The 21,409-nt window shown below is 72.1% G+C and carries 16 protein-coding genes; 9 read left to right on the top strand and 7 right to left on the bottom strand.

Features of this window, described 5'->3' with window-relative positions; all coding sequences use genetic code 11:
* Window positions 1-2,123, bottom strand: a 2,123-nt coding sequence (locus GWK61_RS21485) for an FAD-binding and (Fe-S)-binding domain-containing protein (RefSeq protein ID WP_194910738.1), incomplete at its 3' end; no start/stop codon positions are given.
* Window positions 2,124-2,269: 146 nt separating this feature from the next.
* On the opposite strand from GWK61_RS21485, the gene GWK61_RS21480 reads away from it, so the two are divergent.
* Entirely contained in the window at window positions 2,270-3,067 is a 798-nt protein-coding gene (locus GWK61_RS21480) for a VOC family protein (RefSeq protein ID WP_194910736.1), read from the top strand.
* Between the two features lie 91 nt (window positions 3,068-3,158).
* Here the strand turns inward: GWK61_RS21480 and GWK61_RS21475 are convergent, their stop codons facing one another.
* Window positions 3,159-3,905, bottom strand: coding sequence for an ABC transporter ATP-binding protein (locus tag GWK61_RS21475; RefSeq protein ID WP_194910734.1), 747 nt, complete (start codon window positions 3,903-3,905; stop codon window positions 3,159-3,161).
* A gap of 356 nt (window positions 3,906-4,261) precedes the next feature.
* Between GWK61_RS21475 and GWK61_RS21470 the strand changes: the two genes are divergently transcribed.
* Entirely contained in the window at window positions 4,262-5,812 is a 1,551-nt protein-coding gene (locus tag GWK61_RS21470) for a beta-N-acetylhexosaminidase (protein WP_194910732.1), read from the top strand.
* A 484-nt stretch (window positions 5,813-6,296) separates the two neighbouring features.
* Complete coding sequence (locus GWK61_RS21465) at window positions 6,297-9,263, top strand: FtsX-like permease family protein (protein WP_194910730.1); 2,967 nt, start codon at window positions 6,297-6,299, stop codon at window positions 9,261-9,263.
* A 118-nt stretch (window positions 9,264-9,381) separates the two neighbouring features.
* Here the strand turns inward: GWK61_RS21465 and GWK61_RS21460 are convergent, their stop codons facing one another.
* On the bottom strand, window positions 9,382-11,070 hold the full coding sequence (locus GWK61_RS21460) for an AMP-binding protein (protein ID WP_194910728.1): 1,689 nt from the start codon (window positions 11,068-11,070) through the stop codon (window positions 9,382-9,384).
* 173 nt (window positions 11,071-11,243) lie between these two features.
* Entirely contained in the window at window positions 11,244-12,869 is a 1,626-nt protein-coding gene (locus tag GWK61_RS21455) for an AMP-binding protein (RefSeq protein ID WP_194910726.1), read from the bottom strand.
* A gap of 195 nt (window positions 12,870-13,064) precedes the next feature.
* Between GWK61_RS21455 and GWK61_RS21450 the strand changes: the two genes are divergently transcribed.
* From GWK61_RS21450 to GWK61_RS21440, 3 genes are read left to right on the top strand one after another with little or no spacing between them, the layout of a single operon-like run.
* On the top strand, window positions 13,065-13,988 hold the full coding sequence (locus GWK61_RS21450; RefSeq protein ID WP_194910724.1) for an esterase/lipase family protein: 924 nt from the start codon (window positions 13,065-13,067) through the stop codon (window positions 13,986-13,988).
* A 9-nt stretch (window positions 13,989-13,997) separates the two neighbouring features.
* Window positions 13,998-14,621: a P-loop nucleotide/nucleoside kinase family protein gene (locus GWK61_RS21445; protein ID WP_323747677.1), complete on the top strand. Its 624-nt coding sequence runs from the start codon at window positions 13,998-14,000 to the stop codon at window positions 14,619-14,621.
* A 10-nt stretch (window positions 14,622-14,631) separates the two neighbouring features.
* Window positions 14,632-15,459 carry an isocitrate lyase/PEP mutase family protein gene (locus tag GWK61_RS21440; protein ID WP_194910723.1) on the top strand — a complete coding sequence of 276 codons (828 nt, stop codon included), beginning with the start codon at window positions 14,632-14,634 and terminating at the stop codon, window positions 15,457-15,459.
* Window positions 15,460-15,507: 48 nt separating this feature from the next.
* On the opposite strand, the gene GWK61_RS21435 is transcribed toward GWK61_RS21440, so the two are convergent.
* Both GWK61_RS21435 and GWK61_RS21430 read right to left on the bottom strand, forming a co-directional pair.
* Window positions 15,508-16,461: a DUF2797 domain-containing protein gene (locus GWK61_RS21435; RefSeq protein ID WP_194910721.1), complete on the bottom strand. Its 954-nt coding sequence runs from the start codon at window positions 16,459-16,461 to the stop codon at window positions 15,508-15,510.
* 73 nt (window positions 16,462-16,534) lie between these two features.
* Window positions 16,535-17,185: a TetR/AcrR family transcriptional regulator gene (locus tag GWK61_RS21430; protein WP_194910719.1), complete on the bottom strand. Its 651-nt coding sequence runs from the start codon at window positions 17,183-17,185 to the stop codon at window positions 16,535-16,537.
* A 138-nt stretch (window positions 17,186-17,323) separates the two neighbouring features.
* Here GWK61_RS21430 and GWK61_RS21425 point away from each other — a divergent pair, with 138 nt between their 5' ends.
* From GWK61_RS21425 to GWK61_RS21415, 3 genes are all read left to right on the top strand, one after another.
* Window positions 17,324-18,859, top strand: coding sequence for an MFS transporter (locus tag GWK61_RS21425; RefSeq protein WP_194910717.1), 1,536 nt, complete (start codon window positions 17,324-17,326; stop codon window positions 18,857-18,859).
* A gap of 125 nt (window positions 18,860-18,984) precedes the next feature.
* Window positions 18,985-19,350, top strand: a complete 366-nt coding sequence (locus GWK61_RS21420) for a VOC family protein (protein ID WP_194910716.1) — start codon at window positions 18,985-18,987, stop codon at window positions 19,348-19,350.
* Window positions 19,351-19,359: 9 nt separating this feature from the next.
* Window positions 19,360-20,748: an FAD-binding oxidoreductase gene (locus GWK61_RS21415; RefSeq protein WP_194910714.1), complete on the top strand. Its 1,389-nt coding sequence runs from the start codon at window positions 19,360-19,362 to the stop codon at window positions 20,746-20,748.
* Window positions 20,749-20,866: 118 nt separating this feature from the next.
* On the opposite strand, the gene GWK61_RS21410 is transcribed toward GWK61_RS21415, so the two are convergent.
* Complete coding sequence (locus GWK61_RS21410; RefSeq protein ID WP_194910711.1) at window positions 20,867-21,340, bottom strand: SCP2 sterol-binding domain-containing protein; 474 nt, start codon at window positions 21,338-21,340, stop codon at window positions 20,867-20,869.
* Window positions 21,341-21,409 lie beyond the last annotated feature (69 nt).

The following is a 21,409-nucleotide window of genomic DNA, read 5'->3' as shown; positions in this document are numbered from 1 at the left end:
ACCGCCGCCTCGGCATCCCCCACCCGCCGCGAAAAAGACCGCGCCGCGAACCGCGGCAACGCCCGCTCCTCCGCGATCCCCCCGGCCCGCTTCAGCAGCGGCGCCAGCCGTGACCCGAGCACCCGGTTCACCACCCGCGGCGCGAGCCCGGCCAGCCGCGCCCACAGCGGCAGCCAGCCCAGCGAGTAGTGCGCCGCGGGCCGCAGCCGGCCCCGGTAGTGCTGGTACAGCACCTCCGTCTTGTACGCGGCCATGTCCACCCCGACCGGGCAGTCCGTCTTGCAGCCCTTGCACCCCAGGCACAGGTCCAGCGCGTCCAGCACCTCCGGCGCCCGGTAGCCGCCGCGCACGCTGCGGCCGTCCAGCATCTCCTGCAGCACCCTGGCACGCCCGCGCGTCGAGTCCTTCTCATCCCCGGTCGCCCGGAACGACGGGCACATGACCCCGCCGGCCGCACTGCGGCACTTGCCGACCCCCACGCAGCGCCGCACCGCGCGCCCGAAGTCCCCGTCGTCGGCCAGCAGCGCCAGCTCCGGCGGCGCGTCCTGCACCACCCCCGGCGCGCGCAGGTCGGCGGCGAAATCGCGCGGCGCCACCAGGATCCCGGGGTTCAGCACCCCGTCCGGGTCGAACGCCGCCTTGCACTCCCGGAACGCCTCCAGCAACTCAGCGCTGTACATCGCCGCCAGCAGCGCCGAGCGCGCCTGCCCGTCCCCGTGCTCGCCGGACACCGACCCGCCGTGCGTGACCACCAACGCCGTCGCCGCCGCCGTGAACTCCGCGAACTGCTGCCGCCCGGAGACGGTCTGCAGGTCGTGGTCGATGCGCACGTGCAGACACCCCTCCCCGAAGTGCCCGAACACCGTCCCCTTGCGCCCGGCGCTGTGCATCAGCGCCTCGAACCCGCGCAGGTAGTCCGCCAGCCGCTCCGGCGGCACCGCGGCGTCCTCGAACCCCGGCCACGCCTCGGCCCCCTCCGACGTCCGCGTCGCCAGCCCCGCGCCGTCCTCCCGGATCCGCCACAGCTCCCGCTGCTCGCCGTCGGCGACGACCACCCGCGTCGCGTGCGCCCCCTCCAGGTCCGCGACGATCCCCGCCACCTGGTCCGCCGTCGTCTCGATGAACAGCCATCCCCCACCCGACGGCAGCGACGACGGCAGAGCCCGCTTGCGCCGCGCCGCCCACACGTCGGCCAGCTCCGCCCCCAGCCCCTCGATCGCCGAGGGCTGATGCGGCAGGACCCGCGGCACGTCGACCGCCGCCGTGACCATGTCCGGATACGCGGCCACCACCAGCACCCGCTCCCGCAGCACCGGCACCAGCCGCACCTCGGCCCCGAGCACGACCGCGAGCGTCCCCTCGGAGCCGACGAGCGCCTTGGCGACGTCGAACCCGTTCTCCGGCAGTAGATGCTGCAAGGCGTAGCCGGACACCTGCCGCGGGAAGCGGCCCAGCTCGCGCCGAATGGCCTCGCCGTGCCGCTCGACCAGCGCCCGCAGCCGCTCGTCGAGCGCTGCGACCCCGCTCGTCCCGCGCCGCGCGGTCGTGCGCGTGCCGTCCGCGAGCAGCAGCTCCAGCGCCAGCACGTTGTCCGCCGTCGTCCCGAACGCCAGCGACCGGGCCCCGCAGGCGTTGTTCCCGATCATCCCGCCGACCGTGCACCGCGACGCCGTCGACGGATCCGGCCCGAACCGCAGCCCGTGCGGCGCCGCCTGCGCCTGGAGCACGTCCAGCACGACCCCCGGCTCCACCCGCGCGGTGTGCGCGCCGGGATCCAGCTCCAGTACCCGCCCGAAGTGCCGCGAGCAGTCCAGCACCAGCCCCTCGCCGATGGCGTTCCCGGCCACCGATGTGCCGCCGCCACGGAGCGTCACCGGCACGCCGTGCTCGGCGCAGATCCGGACCGCCGCCGCCACCTGCCCGGCGTCGCGCGGGAACCCCACGCCGCGCGGCACGTGCCGGTGGTTGGAGGCGTCGGCACTGTACTCGGCACGCCGCCGGGCGCCGAACCCGACGTCCAGCCCGGCGTCCGCCAGGGCCTGGCGCCACCGGCGTTCGGCCAGGTCAGAGCCCCGGTTCGAGCCGGGCGCAGAAGGCTTCGCGAAGGAAGATCGGTCGGGCACGCTCCCAACGTAGCGCCCCGCCCCACGAGCGGGTGCGAGCCGCCGCATTCCGGGGGCGGAACCCGTGCCGGGCGAGTACGTTCAGAGACGAAAAACCCCGCAAACCCCGTCAGGCCGATCATGGCCGGGTTGAAGGAGGCCCCGCGATGAAGATGACAGAGTACGTCCCCGGCACCCCGTGTTGGGTGGACCTGGGGACCTCCGACCTGGAAGGCGCCAAGACCTTCTACGGCGGTCTGTTCGGCTGGACCGCACAGGTCGCCGAGGACCCCGAGGCCGGCGGCTACACCTTGTTCCTGCTCAACGGCGAACAGGTGGCCGGCGCCATGAAGACCATGTCCGCCGAGCAGCCGGTGGCCTGGAGCACCTACGTGGCGGTGACCGACGCCGACGACACGATGGCCAAGGCCCAGGCCGCCGGCGCCCAGACCATCATGCCCGCGATGGACGTCACCGACGTCGGCCGCATGGGCTTGTTCGCCGACCCCACCGGCGCCGTCCTGGGCCTGTGGCAGCCGCGGTCGATGCGCGGTGCCGGCCTGGTCAACGAGCCCGGCACGCTGGCCTGGGACGAGCTGAACACCCGCGACGCCGACGCCGCCAAGGCCTTCTACACCGCGACCTTCGGCTGGGGCGCCTCGACCACCCCGATGGACGGAATGGAGTACACCGAGTTCCAGGTCGACGGCCGCACCGTGGCCGGCCTGATGGTGATGGACGACGAGCACTTCCCGAAGGAGACGCCCCCGCACTGGGCCGTGTACTTCGGCGTGGCCGACTGCGACGCCTCGGTGGCGAAGGTCGGCGAGCTCGGCGGCTCGGTCGTGGTGCCCACGACGCCGATCCCGCCGGGACGGTTCGCGGTGTGCCAGGACCCGCAGGGCGGGTTCTTCTCGCTGTTCGAGTCGAGCGGGGCGCAGCCGGCCGAGCACGCGGCTAGCTGAGGTCTTCTCGGGTCCTCCTGGGCTCTCGGGTCCCGTCAGATGCGTGAGCACGCATCTGACGGGACCTGTGCCGTCTCACAGCCCGGGCGTGTCAGACGTCGGCGCCGCCCGACACCAGCAGGTCTTCGGCACGCCGGGAGGGCGCCGACTCGTCCACGATCAGCCCGTCCCGCAGGAACACGATGCGGTCGGCCCAGCCCGCGTGCCGGGACTCGTGCGTGACCAGAACCCCGGCGGCACCCTCGTCGCAGCGCTTGCGCAGCAGCCGCAGCACGGCCTCCCCGGTCTCGGAGTCCAGCGCACCGGTGGGCTCGTCGGTGAGGATCAGGCGGCGCGCGCCGATCAGGGCCCTGGCGATGGCGACGCGCTGCTGCTGGCCGCCGGACATCTCGTCGGGGAAGCGGTCGGCCTCGGCGCGCAGGCCGACTTCTTCGAGGGCTGCGAGGGCTTCCTGGCGGGACTTGCGGGCCGACAGGCCGTCGAGCTCGCGCGGCAGCGCCACGTTCTCGGCTGCGGTCAGCGCCGGGATCAGGTTGTAGTCCTGGAAGACGTAGCCGACCGAGCGCCGACGGATCGCAGCGAGCTGCGCCTTGCTCTGGGACGCGAGTGTGGTGCCCTCGATGCGCACCTCGCCGGTCGTCGGCATGTCCAGGCCGCCGGCCAGCGAAAGCAGCGTCGACTTGCCCGAGCCGGAGGGGCCCATCACGGCCACCAGCTCGCCGGGCGCCACGGCCAGGTCGACGCCGCGCAGCGCGTGGACCTCCGCGGCTCCCCTGCCGTGGACGCGCGTGACGGCGCGCAGTTCCAGCACCGGATCAGTCTTCGTATCCCCGCTCATCGTGCTGTGCCCTCCCTGGTGGCTGCCTCTGTCGTTCAACCTACCGGCCCGCCTCGGCGCTCCGCCTCGAAGCTGACTCGACTTGGCTCGAACCTGCGCCTGGCAATCAAGATGTCAGGACATCGCGCTCTAAACTCAGTTCTTTTCTTTACCCGATACCGGCGTCGCGGCCGACCGGCTCGGCCCGACTCGGGTGCTGGCCGCCGGGTATGCGTTGATGGCCGTGAGCCTGGCGGCTTTGGCGCTTCGGTTGGTTCGGGGTGAACGCGGCGGTGGTCTACCCTCGCGGGGTGACCGGCCGACCTCGCACGCTCCGGACCGCAGCGGTGATCAGCGCTTCCGCTGCGCTTCTTGCGATGTCCGCGTGCAGTGGCGGCGGTGGCGGGACCACGGCGACACCGCCCTCGACCAGCAGCAACAGCGTCACATCCGGGACCACTTCGCCTGTCGGCTCGGTTGACTCGACGGCCCTCGAACGTGTCGTCCCCGAGCCGTCCAACATCACGGCGGCGGCCGGGACCTTCACCCTTACGGGTGCCGCTGCGATCCACGCCTCCCCCGGCGCCGAACCCGTCGCGGCCGACCTTGCTGCGTGCATCAAGCAGCAGACCGGCCTGGCACCGCAGTCCACGCCGAGCATCAACGCCACCATCCAGCTCGTCCTCCAGCCCACCGGCGGCGACGCATCCCTGGGCACCGAGGGCTACACCCTCGCCATCACCCCGACCTCCGTCACGCTCACCGCCGCCACCGACGCAGGGCTCTTCCACGGCGTCCAGACCATCCGTCAGCTGCTCATCGGCGCCAAGCTCCAGGCCGGCACGATCACCGACCGTCCGCGCTTCGCGTATCGCGGCGTGATGCTGGACGTCGCGCGCCACTTCTACAGCGTGGCCGACGTCAAGGCGTACATCGACGCCGCCGCGCTGTACAAGGTGAACGAGTTCCACCTGCACCTCAGCGACGACCAGGGCTGGCGGTTCACCGTGCCGGGCTGGCCGAAGCTCGCCACAGTCGGCGGTGCCTCGCAGGTCGGCGGCGGTCCCGGCGGCTACTACACGGCCGCGGAGCTGAAGGAGATCGTCGGCTACGCGGCTTCGCGGTACCTGACGGTGATCCCGGAGATCGACATGCCCGGCCACGTCGGCGCGGCCGTGTCCGCGTACCCGACGCTGGCCTGCGACGGCCGCCACCACGGCCCCGTGACCACGGCGTCCCCCGGCTACGACGCGCTGTGCACCACGAGTGAGTCAACATACAGATTTGTCGATTCAGCGACCGAAGCCGCCGCCGACGCCACCCCCGGCCCCTACCTCCACCTGGGCGGCGACGAGGCGCAGGCACTGGACCTGACGCAGTACGACGCCTTCATCCAGCGCGCCCAGAACCTGGTCGCCAGCCACGGCCGCACGCCGATCGCCTGGGCCGAGGCCGGCACCGCGCCCCTGCTGCCGCAGACGGTGCTGGAGTACTGGAACACGGCGCAGCCCCAGCCGTACGTGACGCAGGCCGCCGACAGGGGCACCAAGCTGATCATGGCCCCCGGCAACCACGCCTACCTCGACCAGCAGCCGACCCCCGACTTCCCCCTGGGCCTGCACTGGGCCGGCTACACGCCGGTGTCGAAGGCCTACGACTGGGACCCGGTGACCGTGCTGCCGGGCATCGGGCCATCATCAGTGCTCGGCGTGGAAGCACCGCTGTGGAGCGAGACCGTGAAGAGCCTGAAGGACGCCGAGACCCTGGCCTTCCCGCGCCTACCCGCCATCGCCGAAATCGGCTGGTCCACGCCGAACACCCACAACTGGCCGAAGTTCTCGCAGCGGCTGGCGGATCAGGGACCGCTGTGGGACAAGCTGGGGATCGCGTACTACAAGTCGCCCGAGGTGCCTTGGGGGCAGGGCTGAGAACCCGCCTTCACACCTGCCTGCCCAGGCTGCGGCTCGCAGGGAGGCTGAGGTTGGTGGCCGAGCATTCCTGCCGACGGATGCGCCCGCACTCGCGCGCCGACCAGCGACCCCGAGCTACGGCTCGCGCGCCGGCCAAAGCTGCCGCCTGCCAGCTTGCGGATTCGCGCAGCGCCGCCTGCCAGCCGCCGGGTTCGCGCCTGATCCCCAGCCCTAAGCTGCCGCTCGCGCGCCGGCCAAAGCTGCCGCCCGCCAGCTTGCGGATTCGCGCAACGCCGCCTGCCAGCCGCCGGGTTCGCGCCTGATCCCCAGCCTTAAGCTGCCGCTCGCATCCCGGTCGCCGTATCGCCGCTTGCCCGCACTCGCCAGTTTCCTCAATAGTCGCTCGTGGGGCCGGTTATCTCCAGGCATTCCACCGCCGCCCAAAAGATCTACGCATTCCGCACGATGCAGAGCTCGAACATACCCGGTATCCCTTGACCCCATGATCTGGAAGGTCGCCGTCCGCATCGCGCGCCGCGAGGCCCTGCGCCACAAGGGCCGGTCCGTGCTGGTCGCGGCGATGCTGGCGTTGCCGGTGGCGGGCGCCAGTGCGGCTGACACGCTCTACCACACCACCAAGCTCACCACCGTCGAGCAGGTGCGGCGGGACATCGGGCGGGCCGACGCCTTGGTGTCCTTCGTCGCGCCCGCGCCTATCGAGCAGTTGCCCGACGGCAGTGTCCCCATCTCGCCGCAGGCCAACGGCATGCTCGCCGGGGCGCTGCAAGGCGTGCAGTTCGCCTCGCCCATCGATTCCGGGGTGCTGCCGCCGGGGTCGCGTGTCGTGCCGATGCCGGCGCCGCAGGAGATGCGCGTGAGCTCGCCGCAGGGTGCGTACTCGGTGCAGGCGGCCGAGCGCGACCTCGGCAACCCGCTGCTCGACGGACTCTACGTCAAGAAGTCCGGGCGTGCGCCGAGCGCCAAGGGCGAGGTCACGCTCTCCACGTCCCTGCTCTCCGCCCTCGACAAGCGGATCGGCGACCACCTCAGCGCCGAGTTCCTCAGCGCGAACGAGGTGCCCGACCGAAGTGGCCGCCTGCCGGAGCACCAGCTCACCATCGTCGGCGAGTACGACGTCCCCGCGCGCCTGGACGCCGACGAGATCGTCGCCTATCCCGGCACGCTGCCGACCGGCCCCAACGACCCCGGCCCGGCCAAGTGGCTCGCGCAGGTCCCCGGCGGCCTGAGGTGGGACCAGGTCCAGAAGCTGAACCAGACCGGCTACTCCGCCGAGTCCCTCCTGGTCGCCGAGAACCCGCCGCCGGACTCCGCCGTCCCGCTGCTCCAGCACTACCGCGCCGCCTCGGCCGGCAACAGCCGCCTGACGCAGGCGCTGCTCGCGGTCGGCGCCGTCGGCGTCGTCATGGCCCTGCTGGAGGTCGTCCTCCTGGCCGGACCGGCCTTCGCCGTCGGCGCCCGCAAGCGCCGCCGCGACTTCGGCCTGATGGGCGCCGCCGGGGCCGACCAGCGCATGGTCCGCGCCGTCGTGCTGGCCGACGGCCTGGTGCTCGGCGCGGTCGGCGGCATCGTCGGCGCCCTGGCCGGGATCGGCCTGGGACGCCTGGCGCTGCCCGAGGCGGTCACCCTCACGCACCGCGAGCCCGGCGCCTTCCGCATCGCGCCGGGCGATCTCGCCCTGGCCGCGCTGATCGGCGTGGTGACCGGCCTCATCGCGGCCCTGATCCCCGCCGTCATCACCGGACGCCAGCAGGTCCTCCAAGCCCTGACCGGCGGCCGGCGCGGAGCCCGCGGCGTGCCGTGGAAGCTGGCGACGCTCGGCGTCGTCGTCCTGGCCGCCGGCATCGCGGCCACCGGCTACGGGGTCTTCAAGCCCGGCATCCATACGATCCCGCTGGTCGCCGGCATCGCAGTGTCCGAACTCGGGGTCGTCGCCTGCACCCCGCTGCTGGTGGCCCTGACCGGCAAGCTCGGCCGCCTGCTCCCGCTCACCGGCCGCATGGCGCTGCGCGACAGCGCACGCAACCGGGGCCGCACCGCCCCGGCCGTCGCCGCGATCCTGGCCGCGGTGGCCGGATCCACCGCCGTGGCCACCATGCTCACCAGCACCGACGCCCGCGGAAAGGCGCAGTATCACAGCACCCTGCGCCCCGGTCAGGTGGCGCTGATGTTCGGGGCCGCCGGCCGGCAGCAGCTGGACGGCCAGCAGTTCGGATCAGGATCAAGCCCGCTGGTCCCGAACTCCGGCGACCCGAACAATCCCGCCAATCCGCCGATCGACCCCACCAAAGCCATCGCCGCGATCAGCGCCACCCTCCCGGTCCGCTCCGCGGCAGTGATCCCGACCCAGAACTACAACGGCTTCGTCCCGGTCGACATCGTCGTCAAGCGCACCCTCGCGAACGACTGCCCCTTCTTCAACAACGGAGACGGCGCCGTCCCCTTCCCCTCCGGCCAGGACGCCGAGTCGATGATCCAGTCCGACCCGCGCTGCGCGGCCGCCTTCAGCGCCGGCCAGGTCGTCCCCGGCGACGCCGCCACCCTGCGCGCCCTCACCGGCACCGTCGACCCGCAGGCCGAGAAGACCCTCGCGGCCGGCGGCATGGTCGTGTTCACGCCCTACGACCTCACCGGCACCGACCCCGCGACCGGCGCCCCGAGCTCGACCATCGCCCTGCAGCGCAACTGCCCGCCGGCCGGCGCCGACCTGCCCGACACCCTCCGCCAGCAGTTCGCCCCCTTCTGCAGCGGACCGGCCCCGGCCCCGCTGACCCTGCCGGCAGCCGTCGCCAAGACCAAGGACGGCAGCGCCGTCAACGGGGTCCGGGCCCTGATCCCGCAGTCGGCGGCCGACCGCTACGGCGTGAAGTACGCGCCGTCGATGATCCTGTTCGACACCACCCGCATGCCGACCAAGTCCGAGGAAGAGCGCGCCAACGCCGCCGCCGAGGCCCTGGGCACCACCGCGCTGCTCAAGGTCGAGCGCGGCTACCAGGGCGGCAACGACACCTCGATGCTGGCGCTGGCCGCCGTCGCGGCGTTCGTGACCCTCGGCGCGGCGGCGATCTCCACCGGCCTGGCCATCACCGACGGCCAAGCCGACCTGGAGACCCTGGCCGCCGTCGGCGCGCGCCCGCGCGTGCGCCGGACGCTGGCCGGATCGCAGGCCACGATCACCGCCACGATGGGCGCCGTCCTGGGCTCGGCGACCGGTCTGGTCCCGGCGGTGGCGATCATCGAGGCCCGGTCGCACAGCTTCGTCCAGTCCGCGTTCGAGGCACGCCCGCGCCTCGGTGGCTTCGGGGATGCGCCAACCGTCCACGCGCAGAGCTACCTGGCGATCCCGTGGTGGTTCTTGATCGGCACGATCGTGATCGTTCCGATGCTCGCCGGAACGGGAGCGGCCCTGGTGACGCGCTCGAAGGTAGAGATTCGGCGACGACGGGGATAGCGGGGGCCCAGCGCGGGCAATTGCAGAGCGGCCGGATGGCGCGCGCCTGGCGGGCGCGCCATCCGGCTCGGGCACACGGGGAAATCGGGGGTGCGCGCACGGTGACCGGCGCGGGGCGTCAGGCCCCCGCCAACGACGGCGGAAGGTCCCGCACGACCACCTTGCCGGTGGCGTTGCGCGGCAGCGCGTCGACGAACACGACGTCGCGCGGCACCGCGTTGCCCGGCAGGTAGCGCGCGACGACCCCGCGCACCTGGGGCGCGGTCATCTCGGCGCCGGGCCGGACCACGACGTAGGCGGCGAAGCACTGTCCCTGGTCGGCGTCCGGCACGCCGACCACCGCGGCCTCGCGGATGTCCTGCACCGAGGCGAGCAGATCCTCCACCTCGCGCGGGAACAGCTCTTGTCCCGCGCACACGATCATGTCCGCGTCCCGGCCCTGGACGAACAGCCGGCCGGAGGAGTCCAGATGGCCGCGGTCGTTGGTCGCCATGTACCCGGCGCGGTGCTCCTTGGTGCCGCCGCTGGTGTAGCCCTCGAACAGCAGGGTGTTCCAGACGAAGATCCGGCCGGTGACGCCGCGCGGCACCACCTCGCCGCGGTCGTCGAGCACCTTCAGCCGGGAGTCCAGCGGCGGACGCCCGGCGGTGTTCGGCGCGATGCGCAGGTCCGCGGGTTCGGCGATGGCGGCCCAGGAGACCTCGGTGGAGCCGTAGAAGTTGTACAGGACGTCGCCGAAGACGTCCATGAACGAGATGACCACCGGCGTCGGGATCGCCGAGCCCGACGTGGCCACGATCCGCAGCGACGAGGCGTCGTAGGAGTCACGCAGCTCCGGCGGCAGCTCCATGATCCGTTGCAGGACCACCGGCACGCCGAACACCACCGCGCACCGCCGCTCCTCGATCGCCTGAAGCGTCGCCTTGGGCTCGAAGCGCCGCTGCAACACCAGGGTGTCCCGCAGCGCCATGCCGATCTGCAGCGCGGCCAGGCCCCACATGTGGAACAGCGGCGTGGCCACGAGCACTGATTCGCAGGAGCGCAGCGGTATTCGGGAGATCAGCCCGGCCGCCGCGGACAACCCCGGCGGGTTCGCGCGCTGCGCGCCCTTCGGCGCGCCGGTGGTGCCGGAGGTCAGGACGATGATCCGGCCCGGGCGCTGCGGCGGGCGGCGCTTGGCGTCCGAGGCGGTGGCGATGACGTCGTCGACCGTGGCGGTGGCGGCCATCCGGTGCGCGGGCGGGCCGAACGGGCGTCCGGTGCCCGGGCCGGTGGCGTCCGGCCAGGCGACCAGGAACGGCACGCCGAGCCGGGCCGAGGCGACATGGTCGGCGAACTCGGCGTCGGCGATCACCACGGCGGGCTCGTGCGTGCGCAGCACGTCGGCGGTGGCCCGCACCGACAGACCGGTGTTGACCAGCACCACGTCCGCGCCGAGCTCGGCGGCGGCCAGCACCGCCTCGACGAACCAGGCGTGGTTCCGGCACAGCACGGCCACCCGGCTGCCCGGGGCGGCGCCGAGCCGCTCCAGGCCGTTGGCCAGCCGGACCGCGCGCCGGTGCACCTCGCGGAAGGTCACCGAGCGCCGCTCGTCGATCACCGCGATCCGGTGCGGCGAGCGGGCCGCGGCGGCCCGGTAGCCGCCGGCGACGGTGGCGCCCCAGCGGGCCAGGCTCAGCAGTTGGCGGACGGTGCGGTCCGGGCGCGCCGGGCGCAGCACCCCCGAGCGCGTCAGGATGCGCAGCACCCGGAGGCCGGTGCCTTTCGGACCGGCGATCTCGCTGGGCTCGGCACGGCTGGCGGACATGGCGGTGCCCTCCTGTCGGGGTGACGGATGGCTGTGCGTTTGTGGGGTTCGCAGTTTTCCGGTTCCGTTCCAGTAGCGGCCAGCCCCCCGGCTGGATCGGCGAAAGATCGGCAGCCGTTATCCCGAAGCCGGCGCTTCATTCACGGTCGAAGGATCACGATTCAGTCGGCCAGTCAGTCGGCCAGCAGCCGGTTCACGACCTTGCCGGTGGCGTTGCGCGGCAGTTCGTCCACGAAGTGCACGTCGCGAGGCACCGAGAAGCGCGCCAGGCCGGCCTTCACCAACGCCTTGACCTCGTCCTCGGTCATCGACGCGCCGGGCAGCAGCGCGACGTAGGCGGCGAAGCGCTGGCCCCACTCGGCGTCCGGCACCCCGACCACGGCGCACTCGCGGACCCCGGGCTGCGCCGCGATCAGCTCCTCGACCTCGCGCGGGAAGACGTTCTCGCCGCCGGAGACGATCATGTCGTCGTCCCGGCCGGAGACGAACAGCAGGCCGTGGGCGTCGACGTAGCCGCGGTCGCCGGTGGCCATGTAGCCGTCGGAGGTCTCCTTGTCGGCACCGTTGGTGTAGCCCTCGAAGAGCATGTCGTTCCACACGAAGATGCGGCCGACGGTGCCGGTCGGGACCGGCTTGCCGGTGGCCACGTCGCGGATCACGATCTTGGAGCCGAGCGGCGGCCGGCCGGCCGTGGTCGGGGCCTGGCGCAGGTCCTTGGGGTCGGCGATGGAGGCCCAGGAGACCTCGGTGGAGCCGTAGAAGTTGTAGAGCACCGGCCCGAACGTGTCCAGGAACCTGGTCACCGCCGCGGCCGGGATCGCCGAGCCGGACAGCGCCACGATGCGCAGCGTCGAGGTGTCGTACTTCTTGATCACGTCTTCGCCGAGGTCGAGCATCCGCTGCACCATGACCGGCACCGCGAACATCGCCGTGGGGCGCTTGCTCTGGATCGCCTTGAGCGTGGCCTCCGGATCGAAGCGGCGCTGCATGATCAGCGTGGCCCGCAGCGGCATGCTGATCTGCAGCGCGGCCAGGCCCCAGGAGTGGAACATCGGGGCCGGCACCAGGATCCGCTCGCCGGCGTGCAGCGGGATCCGGCTCAGGATCGAGGCCGCGGCGCCGATGCCCGGCGGGTTGGGGCGGCGCGCGCCCTTGGGGGCGCCGGTGGTGCCGGAGGTGAGGACGATGATCCGGCCGGGCTTGGCCGGGGGCTTGCGGTGCGCGGCCGGGGCGCCGTCGATGATCTGGTCCAGGGTCAGCGCGACCGCGGCGCCCTCCTCCGGCCAGGCGTTGATCCGCAGCACGTCGGCCGGGCAGGCGGTGAGCACCGCGTCGAACTCCGAGTCCGCGATCACCGCCTTGGGCTGCTGCTCGGTGACCACCTGCGTCATCTGGCCGGCGGACAGGCCGGTGTTCAACAGGACCGCGTCCACGCCGAGCTCGGCGCAGGCGATGAAGCAGATCACCATGCCGGCGTGGTTGCGGCACAGCAGCGCGACCTTGTCCCCGGCGCCGATACCGCGCTCCTGCAGGCCGTTGGCCAGGCGCGTGGCGCGGGTGGTGAGCTGCTTGTAGGTGAGCACGACGCGCTCGTCGATCACCGCCTCGGCGTTCGGGGTGCGCGCCGCGGCGGCCCGGAAGCCGCCGGCGATCGTCGCGCCCCAGGAGGCCAGCGCGCGCAGCTGCCCGACGCTGCGGTGCGGGGGTCCGGGACGGATCACGCCGGCCCGTACCAGGGTCGCGGCCACCGCCAGGTGGGAGCCGCCGCCGTCGATGGTCGCGCCTGCCGGGCCGGGCATGGTCGGTACCTGCTTTCGTCGCGATAACCGGGAGGGAACGGCCGGCGGAGAACTGCCGCTCGCTGAAAGTTACCCTCCGGTAAATTGGAGCCCGCGTCAATACCCGACCCGCTCGCCGGCACCCCCGGGGCCAGACGGGTGACTGTCATGGTGTTGAGAATGTACGGAAGCGCGTGACGGGCCTAGAAAGGACACATGCGACCGGTTTTCCCCCGTCCTCGAACCCTGCGACGCCTGCTGCGGCGGCGCGCGGCCCGGCTGCTGGCCGCCGCCCTGCTCACCGGCCCCGCGGCGCTCGCCGCGGCCCCCGCGCACGCGGCCGAGGCGCCAGCCTTCTCCTCCGGTGTCAACGACTTCTCCTGCCGGCCGAGCGCCGAGCATCCTCGGCCCCTGGTGCTGTTGCACGGGACCTTTCTGAACCCGACCGAACAGTGGCTGCTCGGCGGGCCCTACTTCGCCCACCTCGGGTACTGCGTGTTCGAGCTTGACTACGGCCAGTACGCGGGGATTCCCCTCGTCCACGGGATCGCGCCGATCGAGCAGTCGGGGCTTCAGTTGGCGACCTACGTCAATCGCGTGCTCGCGGCGACCGGCACGAGCCAGGTCGACATCCTCGGGCACTCGCAGGGCGGCGGAGCGCTGCCGCGGTACTACCTGAAGTTCCTCGGCGGCGCACCGAAGGTGCACACGCTGGTCGGGATCGCGCCGACGAACCACGGCGGGACCGCTTCGGGTTTGTTCACCGTCGCGCAGCAGATCCCCGGCGCGACGCGGGTGATCGGGACGGCGTGTCCGGCGTGTGTGGAGCAGTTCGTGGGCTCGGCGTTCAACCGGCGGCTCGATGCCAGCGGGGACACGGTCCCCGGGGTGCGGTACACGACGATCGTGTCGCGGTTCGACGAGCTGGTGACGCCGTACACGAACCAGTTCCTGGCCGGGCCGAACGTGCACAACGTGCTGGTGCAGGACCTGTGTCCGCTGGACGTGTCCGACCACGTGCTGATCGGGACGGTGGACGGCGTGGCGTTCCACGAGGCGGCGAACGCGCTGGACCCGGCGCACGCGACGCCGACGACGTGCGCGGATCTGGTGACCGGGGTGGTGCGGTCGCTGATCTAGGCTCGGCACGTGGCTGATGTAGTGGCTGATGTGTGGGTGGTCGCCGGAGCACCCGGGGTTGGGAAGTCGACGGTGGCGTCACTTCTGGCCGAGCGCCTCGCCCCGGTCCCGGCGATCCTGGACAAGGACACCATGTACCGGGGCTTCGCCTCGGAAGTGCTCGCGGCCGCCGGGCGACCGTTCGGCGAGCGCGAGGGCGCCTGGTACGACGAGCACGTCAAAGCGCACGAATACGGCGGGATGACCGCGACCGCACGGGAGATCCGCTCCCACGGATGTCCGGTGCTGCTGGTGGCGCCGTTCACGTCGCAGATCCGCGATCCGGCGCGCTGGGAGCGCTGGTGCTCCGAGCTCGGCGGCGGGACCGTGCGCCTGGTGTGGGTGCGCTGCGACGTGGCGGTGCTGCGGTCGCGGATCGTGGCGCGCGGCCGGGATGAGGACGCTGCGAAGCTGGCGGCGTTCGAGGCCTGGGCCGCCGCCATCCGCCCCGACACTCCCCCGCCGGTCCCGCACCACGAGATCGACAACTCCGGGATCGACAACTCCGACCACTCCGAAGAGCCCGACCCGCCGGACCATCGCGTGCGGCTGGTCGCGCAGATTTCGGCGCTCGCCGAAGGATCCGCCGCGTAGGGTTCCCGGTATGAGCCTGCTGACCCCCGAAGACCAGTACCGCCGCGCCGAGACCTTCGCCGCGCTGCACGCCGGGCCGGACGTGTTCGTGATCGCCAACGCCTGGGACGCCGGCACCGCGCAGATCTTCACCGCCCTCGGCTTCAAGGCCCTGGCCACCACCAGCGCCGGCATCGCGCACACGCTGGCCCGGCCGGACGGCGGGATCACGCGCGAGGAGAGCCTGGCCAACGCCGGCACCCTGGTCGCGGCCACGCACCTGCCGGTCGCGGCGGACCTGGAGGACGGCTACGGGACCACGCCCGACGAGGTCGCCGAGACCATCCGCCGCTCCGCCGAGTTCTGCCTGGTCGGCGGCTCGGTCGAGGACGCCGTCGGCGACGGGATCATCCCGCTGGAAGCAGCCGTGGAACGCCTGACGGCGGCGATCGAGGCGGCGCGCGCACTCCCGTTCCCGTACACGGTCACAGCCCGCGCCGAGAACTTCCTCTACGGCCACACGGACCTGAAGGACACCATCGCGCGCCTCCAGGCCTTCGAAACCGCGGGCGCCGACGTCCTGTTCGCCCCCGGCCTCACCACCGAGGAGCAGATCCGCGCGGTGACCTCCGAGGTCGGCAAGCCGGTCAACGTCATCGCCGGCGGCGCTCGCCTGAACGCCACGGTCGAGCAGCTCGGCGAATGGGGCGTGCGCCGCATCAGCCTCGGCTCGAACCTGTCGCGCGCCGCGATGACCGCCGCCATTGGCGCGGCGAGGGAGATCGCGGAGCACGGGACGTTCGAGTTCGGGCGGAGCGGGGTGCTTTCGCACGCGGACATCGAGGGGTACTTCGGCTGACCCGGCTGCGCGCAGACGGCCGCAGAGCAGCTTTCTCTGTAGCGGCGGCTAGAACAGCGTCGGCGTGTCGTACAGCAACGGCCGCCGACGCTCTGCGGTCCGCACTCCGGCGACGCCAATCCCATTGCTGTCGTCTGCGATCGGGACAGTGTGCCGTCCGGCGAGCAGCCGCGTGTCCAGCAGCAACGGCGTGCCGCCGTCCACCGCCAGGAACAGGTGCTTGCCGATCACCGCGCGGACCTCGCCGGCCAGGCTGCCGCTGTCGTCCAGCGACTCGACCTCGCGGTAGGTCGCCGGAGCGCCGTCGCCGAGCCCGAAGAACGTCGTGTTGTCGACCAGCGGACCGTCGGGGAAGGCGTCGAGGGTGTGGTCGGCGAGCATCCGCAGCGCCTTGGTCCGTCCTTCACTGAGCGCCGAGCGCAGCCCCTCGGTCTCCGGCAGACCCCACCACGCCTCGACCTTCGCGCGCGAGCGGTAGCGCTCCTTGGCCAGGCCCGAGGCCGACACCGTGATTTCAGCGCGCCGCGCGGCCGGGAGGGTTCCGGTGGCGATCACCGTGTAGCCGATGGCGCCCTGCTCCAGCAGCCGGGCCACGCCGCGTTGTACGCCGGTGATACCGACCTTCAGCATGCCGGGCGCGAACCACGCCAGGTAGAGCTGGTACGAGCGGCCGTCGTCGGTGATCCGGTCGCGCGCGACGGCCAGGCCGTGGTCACGGTTCTGGCACGCCGGGCACTGCGCGAGAGTGGCCGCGCCGCCGATCTCGGCGTCCTCGGCGCACGGGGTGCGGCCGGTGCCCGGCGCGGTCCAGCCGATGCAGCGGCGGCGGCCGGACCAGGACAGTGCCAGTCGGGTGCCGGGACTCAGTGCCTTGAGACGCAGATCGCCGCCCTCGACGGCTGTCAGGGCGGGCTTCTCCTCGAACCAACTCAGGCCGGTACACAGGCGATCAGGTGCCGGGGAAGGTGCGGGGACTGAGACAGGGTTCGAATTCGCGTGCACGTCTACCATTGTGCTCGACGATAGACGACGGGTCCGACAGTCGTCCGCCAGTCTGCGGCGGCTACGGTGCCGGCTACTCCCCCGGACACCCAGCGACCGCGGCGACTCCGGCAACCGTGTCAGCCTCCGCGCCCGCGACCGGCTCCAGAGGCACCCGCATCCCCTCCAGCAGCACATCCGCGATCAACGTCGGGTTCCCGCCGGCCACGATCGCCTGCCCCATCCCGCACATCAGGGCGTCGAAATCCTCCAGCGCCAGGTCGCCGCGCACCACGCCGGCCTCCTGCGCGCGTTTCACCATCGCAAGCTTTCGCTCATGCAGGTCCTGCCGGTAGTACACGCACTCGTCGAGCTGGTTGTCGGCCAGCACCTGCATCTGGAACGACTCGCGCAGCCCGATGTCCTCGCCCATCACCGCCGCCATGTCCCGGATGAAGCGGCGCAGGGCGCCGGCCGGGTCGCAGTCCCGCATGGTCTGCTCGGCGCGGTTGATCGTGCTCTCCACCCGGCACTGGACCAGCTCGACGGTCAGCGCCTCCTTGGTCGGGAAGTGCCGGTAGACGGTGCCGACCCCCAGGCCCGCGCGCTGTGCCACCTCGTCCATCTGCAGCGACATGCCGTCGACGCGGAACAGGTCGTCGGCGGCGGCGACGATCGCCTCCCGGTTGCGGCGGGCGTCGGCGCGCAGCGGTCGGCTCGTGGGCGGCTTCTGGGACAGGACCATGGTTGAACGGTACACCGATTCCCGGGTAACCGGAAGATGACCTCCGGTTCCACTTGACAACCGGAGGGACGTCTCCGGTACTGTCTCAGTCGTTAACCGGAACCGTATTTCACCTTCCGCTTTTAGGGGATGCCTCCAATGTCAGCTGCTGTACCCACCGCAGCCGCGGCCCCGCCGCACGGCGGCCGCGCGATCAACCGCGGGGCGGCCCTGGCGCTGCTCGCGGTCACGCAGTTCGTCCTGATCCTGGACGCCGGCATCGTCGGCGTCGCGCTGCCGTCCCTGGTCAAGGGCCTGGGCTTCCAGCAGGCCGACCTGTCCTGGGTCACCAACGCCTACACCTTGATGTTCGGCGGCTTCCTGCTCCTGGGCGGGCGGCTGGCCGACTACCTGGGCCGCCGCCGGATGTTCATGGGCGGCCTGATCCTGTTCTCCGTGGCCTCGCTGGCCGGCTCTTTGTCCCCGGACCCCGGCTTCCTGATCGGCGCCCGCGCCCTCCAGGGCTTCGCCGCGGCCGTGGTCTCCCCCGCCGCGCTGTCCCTGCTGCTGATCTCCTTCCCGGACTCCACCGACGAGGAGAAGGGCGAGCGCAACAAGGCCCTGGGCGTCTGGGGCGCGGTGGCCGGGGCCGGCGGTGCCGTCGGCCTGATCCTGGGCGGCATGCTGACCGACTGGTTCGGCTGGCAGGCCTGCTTCTGGGTGAACGTGCCGATCGGCGTCGCCGCGGCGCTGCTCGCGCCGCGCATCCTGCCGGTGGGCGCGCCGAGCGGCGAGCGCAACGGCTTCGACCTGGCCGGTGCCTTCACCGTCACCGCGGGTCTGGCCGGGATCGTGTTCGTGCTGGTCAACGCGCAGAAGGTGGGCTGGACCTCGCCGGAGACGCTGGGCCTGGGCGCGGTCGGCGTGCTGCTGCTGGTGGCCTTCGTGTTCATCGAGTCGCGGACCAAGCAGCCGCTGGTTCCGTTGTCGATCTTCAAGAGGCCGGTGCTGCGCGGGGCGAACGTCGCCTCGGCATTGCAGGTCATGGGCCTGATGCCGGCGTTCTTCTTCATGACCCTGTACACCCAGCAGGTCCTGGGCTACTCGCCGCTGAAGTCGGGCCTGTCCCTGGTGCCGATCGCGGTGTCGATCATGATCGCCGCCACGGCCGCCGGGCAGCTGGTCGCCAAGGTCGGCATCAAGGCCACCACCATCGTCGGCATGGTCGTGATGGCGGCCGGGCTGCTGTGGGTCAGCGGGATGCCGGCGAACGGCAGCTACGTCACCGACCTGCTGCTGCCGCAGATCGTCATCGGCCTGGGCGGCGGCCTGGCCTGGGTCGCGCTGACCGTGGCCGGCACCGCCGGCGCCTCGGAGGCGGAGTCCGGCCTGGCCTCGGGCCTGCTGAACACCGCGCAGCAGATCGGCGGGGCCCTGGGCCTGGCGGTCCTGGCCGCGGTGGCCTCGGCCCGCACCACGCACCTGTTCGGCACCGGCGACAACCCGGCGCAGGCGCTGTCCGGCGGCTTCGGCACGGCGCTGCTGGTCGGCGCGGGCCTGGGCGTGCTGGCCGCCATCGCGACGGTGTTCCTGCTCCCGGGCAAGAACGCGATGCCGCTGGTCGACGAGCACGCGATCGAGCTCGCCGAGGAGACCGACCACGTCGCGATCCTGCCGGTGCACGCGGACGCGTGAGGCTGCGTGCGGTGAGATAGCCGCACCGCATAGCCGCGGGGCCCGGCGTCAGGGAAAAACCTGATGCCGGGCCCCGCGGCGTTTCAGGACAGGCAGCGCGGGCCCGCGGCGAGTACGGTCACATCATGTTCGAGAACACGAAAGCCTTCAGCGGCTTCTCCGTGAACGACATCCCCGCCGCGAAGCGGTTCTACGGCGAGACGCTCGGCGTCCCCGTCACCGAGGCCAACGGCATGCTCCGCCTGCATGTCGGCGGCGACACCGAGATCCTGGTCTACCCCAAGGGCACCGACCACGTCCCGGCCACCTTCACCATCCTGAACTTCCCCGTCGACGACATCGAGGCGGCGGTGAAGAGCCTCGGCGACCGCGGCGTGCGCTTCGAGATGCTGCCGGGCGTCGACGAGGACGGGATCAACCGGCGAGGCGGACCGCTGATCGCCTGGTTCAAGGACCCGGCGGGGAACTGGCTGGCAGTGCTCCAAGAGTAAGGACACGAGATGCCCGACCACATCAGCAGCATGATCCCGGGATTCTCGGGGCGGGTCGTCACCACCGCCGACCCCGACTACGACACCGTCCGCGCGGTCTGGAACGGCGCGATCGACCACCGGCCCGCGCTGGTGGCCCGGTGTGAGAGCGCGGAGGACGTCGCGGCGGCGCTGACGGCGGCGCGCAGCCGCGGTCTGGACGTGTCAGTACGCGGAGGCGCCCACAACTTCGCGGGCAACGCGGTCTGGCCGGACGCGCTCACCGTCGATCTGAGCGGCATGCGGGCGGTGCGGGTCGACCCGGTCACACGAACGGCGTACTGCCAGGGCGGCGCACTGTTGTCCGACCTCGACGCCGCCACCCAGGAGCACGGCCTCGCGGTGCCAGCCGGGACGATCAGCCACACCGGCGTCGGTGGGCTGACGCTCGGCGGCGGCTTCGGCTGGCTGACCGCGGGCCACGGCCTGACGATCGACAACCTCGTCTCGGCGCAGGTGGTGCTGGCCGACGGCCGGATCGTCGAGACGTCCCTGGAGTCGCATCCGGACTTGTTCTGGGCGCTGCGCGGGGCCGGGAGCAACTTCGGGGTCGTCACCGAGTTCCGGTTCGCACTGAATCCGGTCGGGCCGATGGTGCAGATGGGGCTGTTGTTCTGGCCCGAAGAGCAGGGCGTCCAGGCGCTGCGGACGATACGGGAGGCGGTCGCGAAGCTGCCGAGGGATATGGGCTCGGTGATCGCCGTCGGCATGAACGCCCCGCCCGCACCGTTCGTCCCGCCGGAGTACCAGCTGGCGCCCGGACACGCGGTGATCATCGCGGGCTTCGGGAAGGCCGAGGACCACGCCGACGTCGTCGACGCCCTGCGCCGGGAGCTGCCGCCGCTGTTCGACTTCGTCACGCCGATGCCCTACACGGCGTTGCAGTCCATGCTCGACGACGCCGCGCCTCCCGGGATCCTGGCCTACGAGCGGGCGCTGTATCTGGACGAGCTCACCGACGACGTGGTCGCGGTGCTGGCCGAGTTCTCCGGCAAGAAGAGTTCTCCCATGTCGTTCGCCCCGGTCTTCACGATCGGCGGCGCCTACACCGACGTCGCCGACGACGCGACGGCGTTCGGCGGGCTCCGGCGTCCCGGCTACGTGGTGAACATCGCCTGCGTCGCGCCGACCCCGGAGCTGCTGGCGGCGGACACCGCGTGGGTCAAGGAGTACTGGGAGGCGCTGCTGCCGTTCGCCCGCAGCACCGGGAGCTACGTGAACTTCATGGTCGAGCCCGACCAGGAGCGGACCGTGGCCGCCTACGGCGCGGACAAGTACCGGCGGCTGGCGAGGATCAAGGCCGAGTACGACCCGGAGAACGTGTTCTGGCACAACGCCAACATCAAGCCGGCGGCGTAACCGGCTGACGCGGGACGGCGCGCGACGGGACACGACAGGACACGACGGCACGGCACGCGACGGCGCGCAGACGGCCCCCCGAGGCCGCCCGCGCGCCGTCGTGCTTATCAATGATCGACTACTTGCCGCCCGGAATCGCGAACCACCCCGCCACGGACGCGGCGAACATCATGTCGCCGCCGACCTTCAGCTTGCCCTTCAGGAACAGCTCGACGCCGCCGGCACCGCCGGTGACCAGGCGCAGGAACGGCACGCCGTCTGCGGTGATGGTGGCCCGCGGGTGCTCGGTGAGCTCCTTGGACGTCGTGCAGACACCGTCCTTGATGGACGCCTGGTAGGTGTCCTTGGCGCCGTCCGGGCCGCCGGTGATGACGAAGTGCACCGCGACGGTCTGGCCCTTGGCCTTGTCGGCGCGGAAGTGGTCGCCCATGCGGCGGAAGATCTCGTCGAGCACCTGGCCGCGCAGGGCGGCGTCGGCCAGCACCTCGCGCAGCTCGGCGTCGGAGAGCTGGCCGACCATGCCGGCCAGCTGGTTCGGGTCGGCGCCGGCGAACTCGACGGGCAGGCCGGCGGTCCCTGAAGTCTCGGACATGGTGAAGGTTCCCCTCTGGATCGTTACATCATTCTACGGTACGTTCAGTTGCGTCACAGTGTTCTCCGG

Source organism: Catenulispora rubra (assembly GCF_015356825.1).
Lineage (GTDB): Bacteria > Actinomycetota > Actinomycetes > Streptomycetales > Catenulisporaceae > Catenulispora > Catenulispora rubra.
This window is presented reverse-complemented; position numbering and strand designations above follow the sequence as displayed.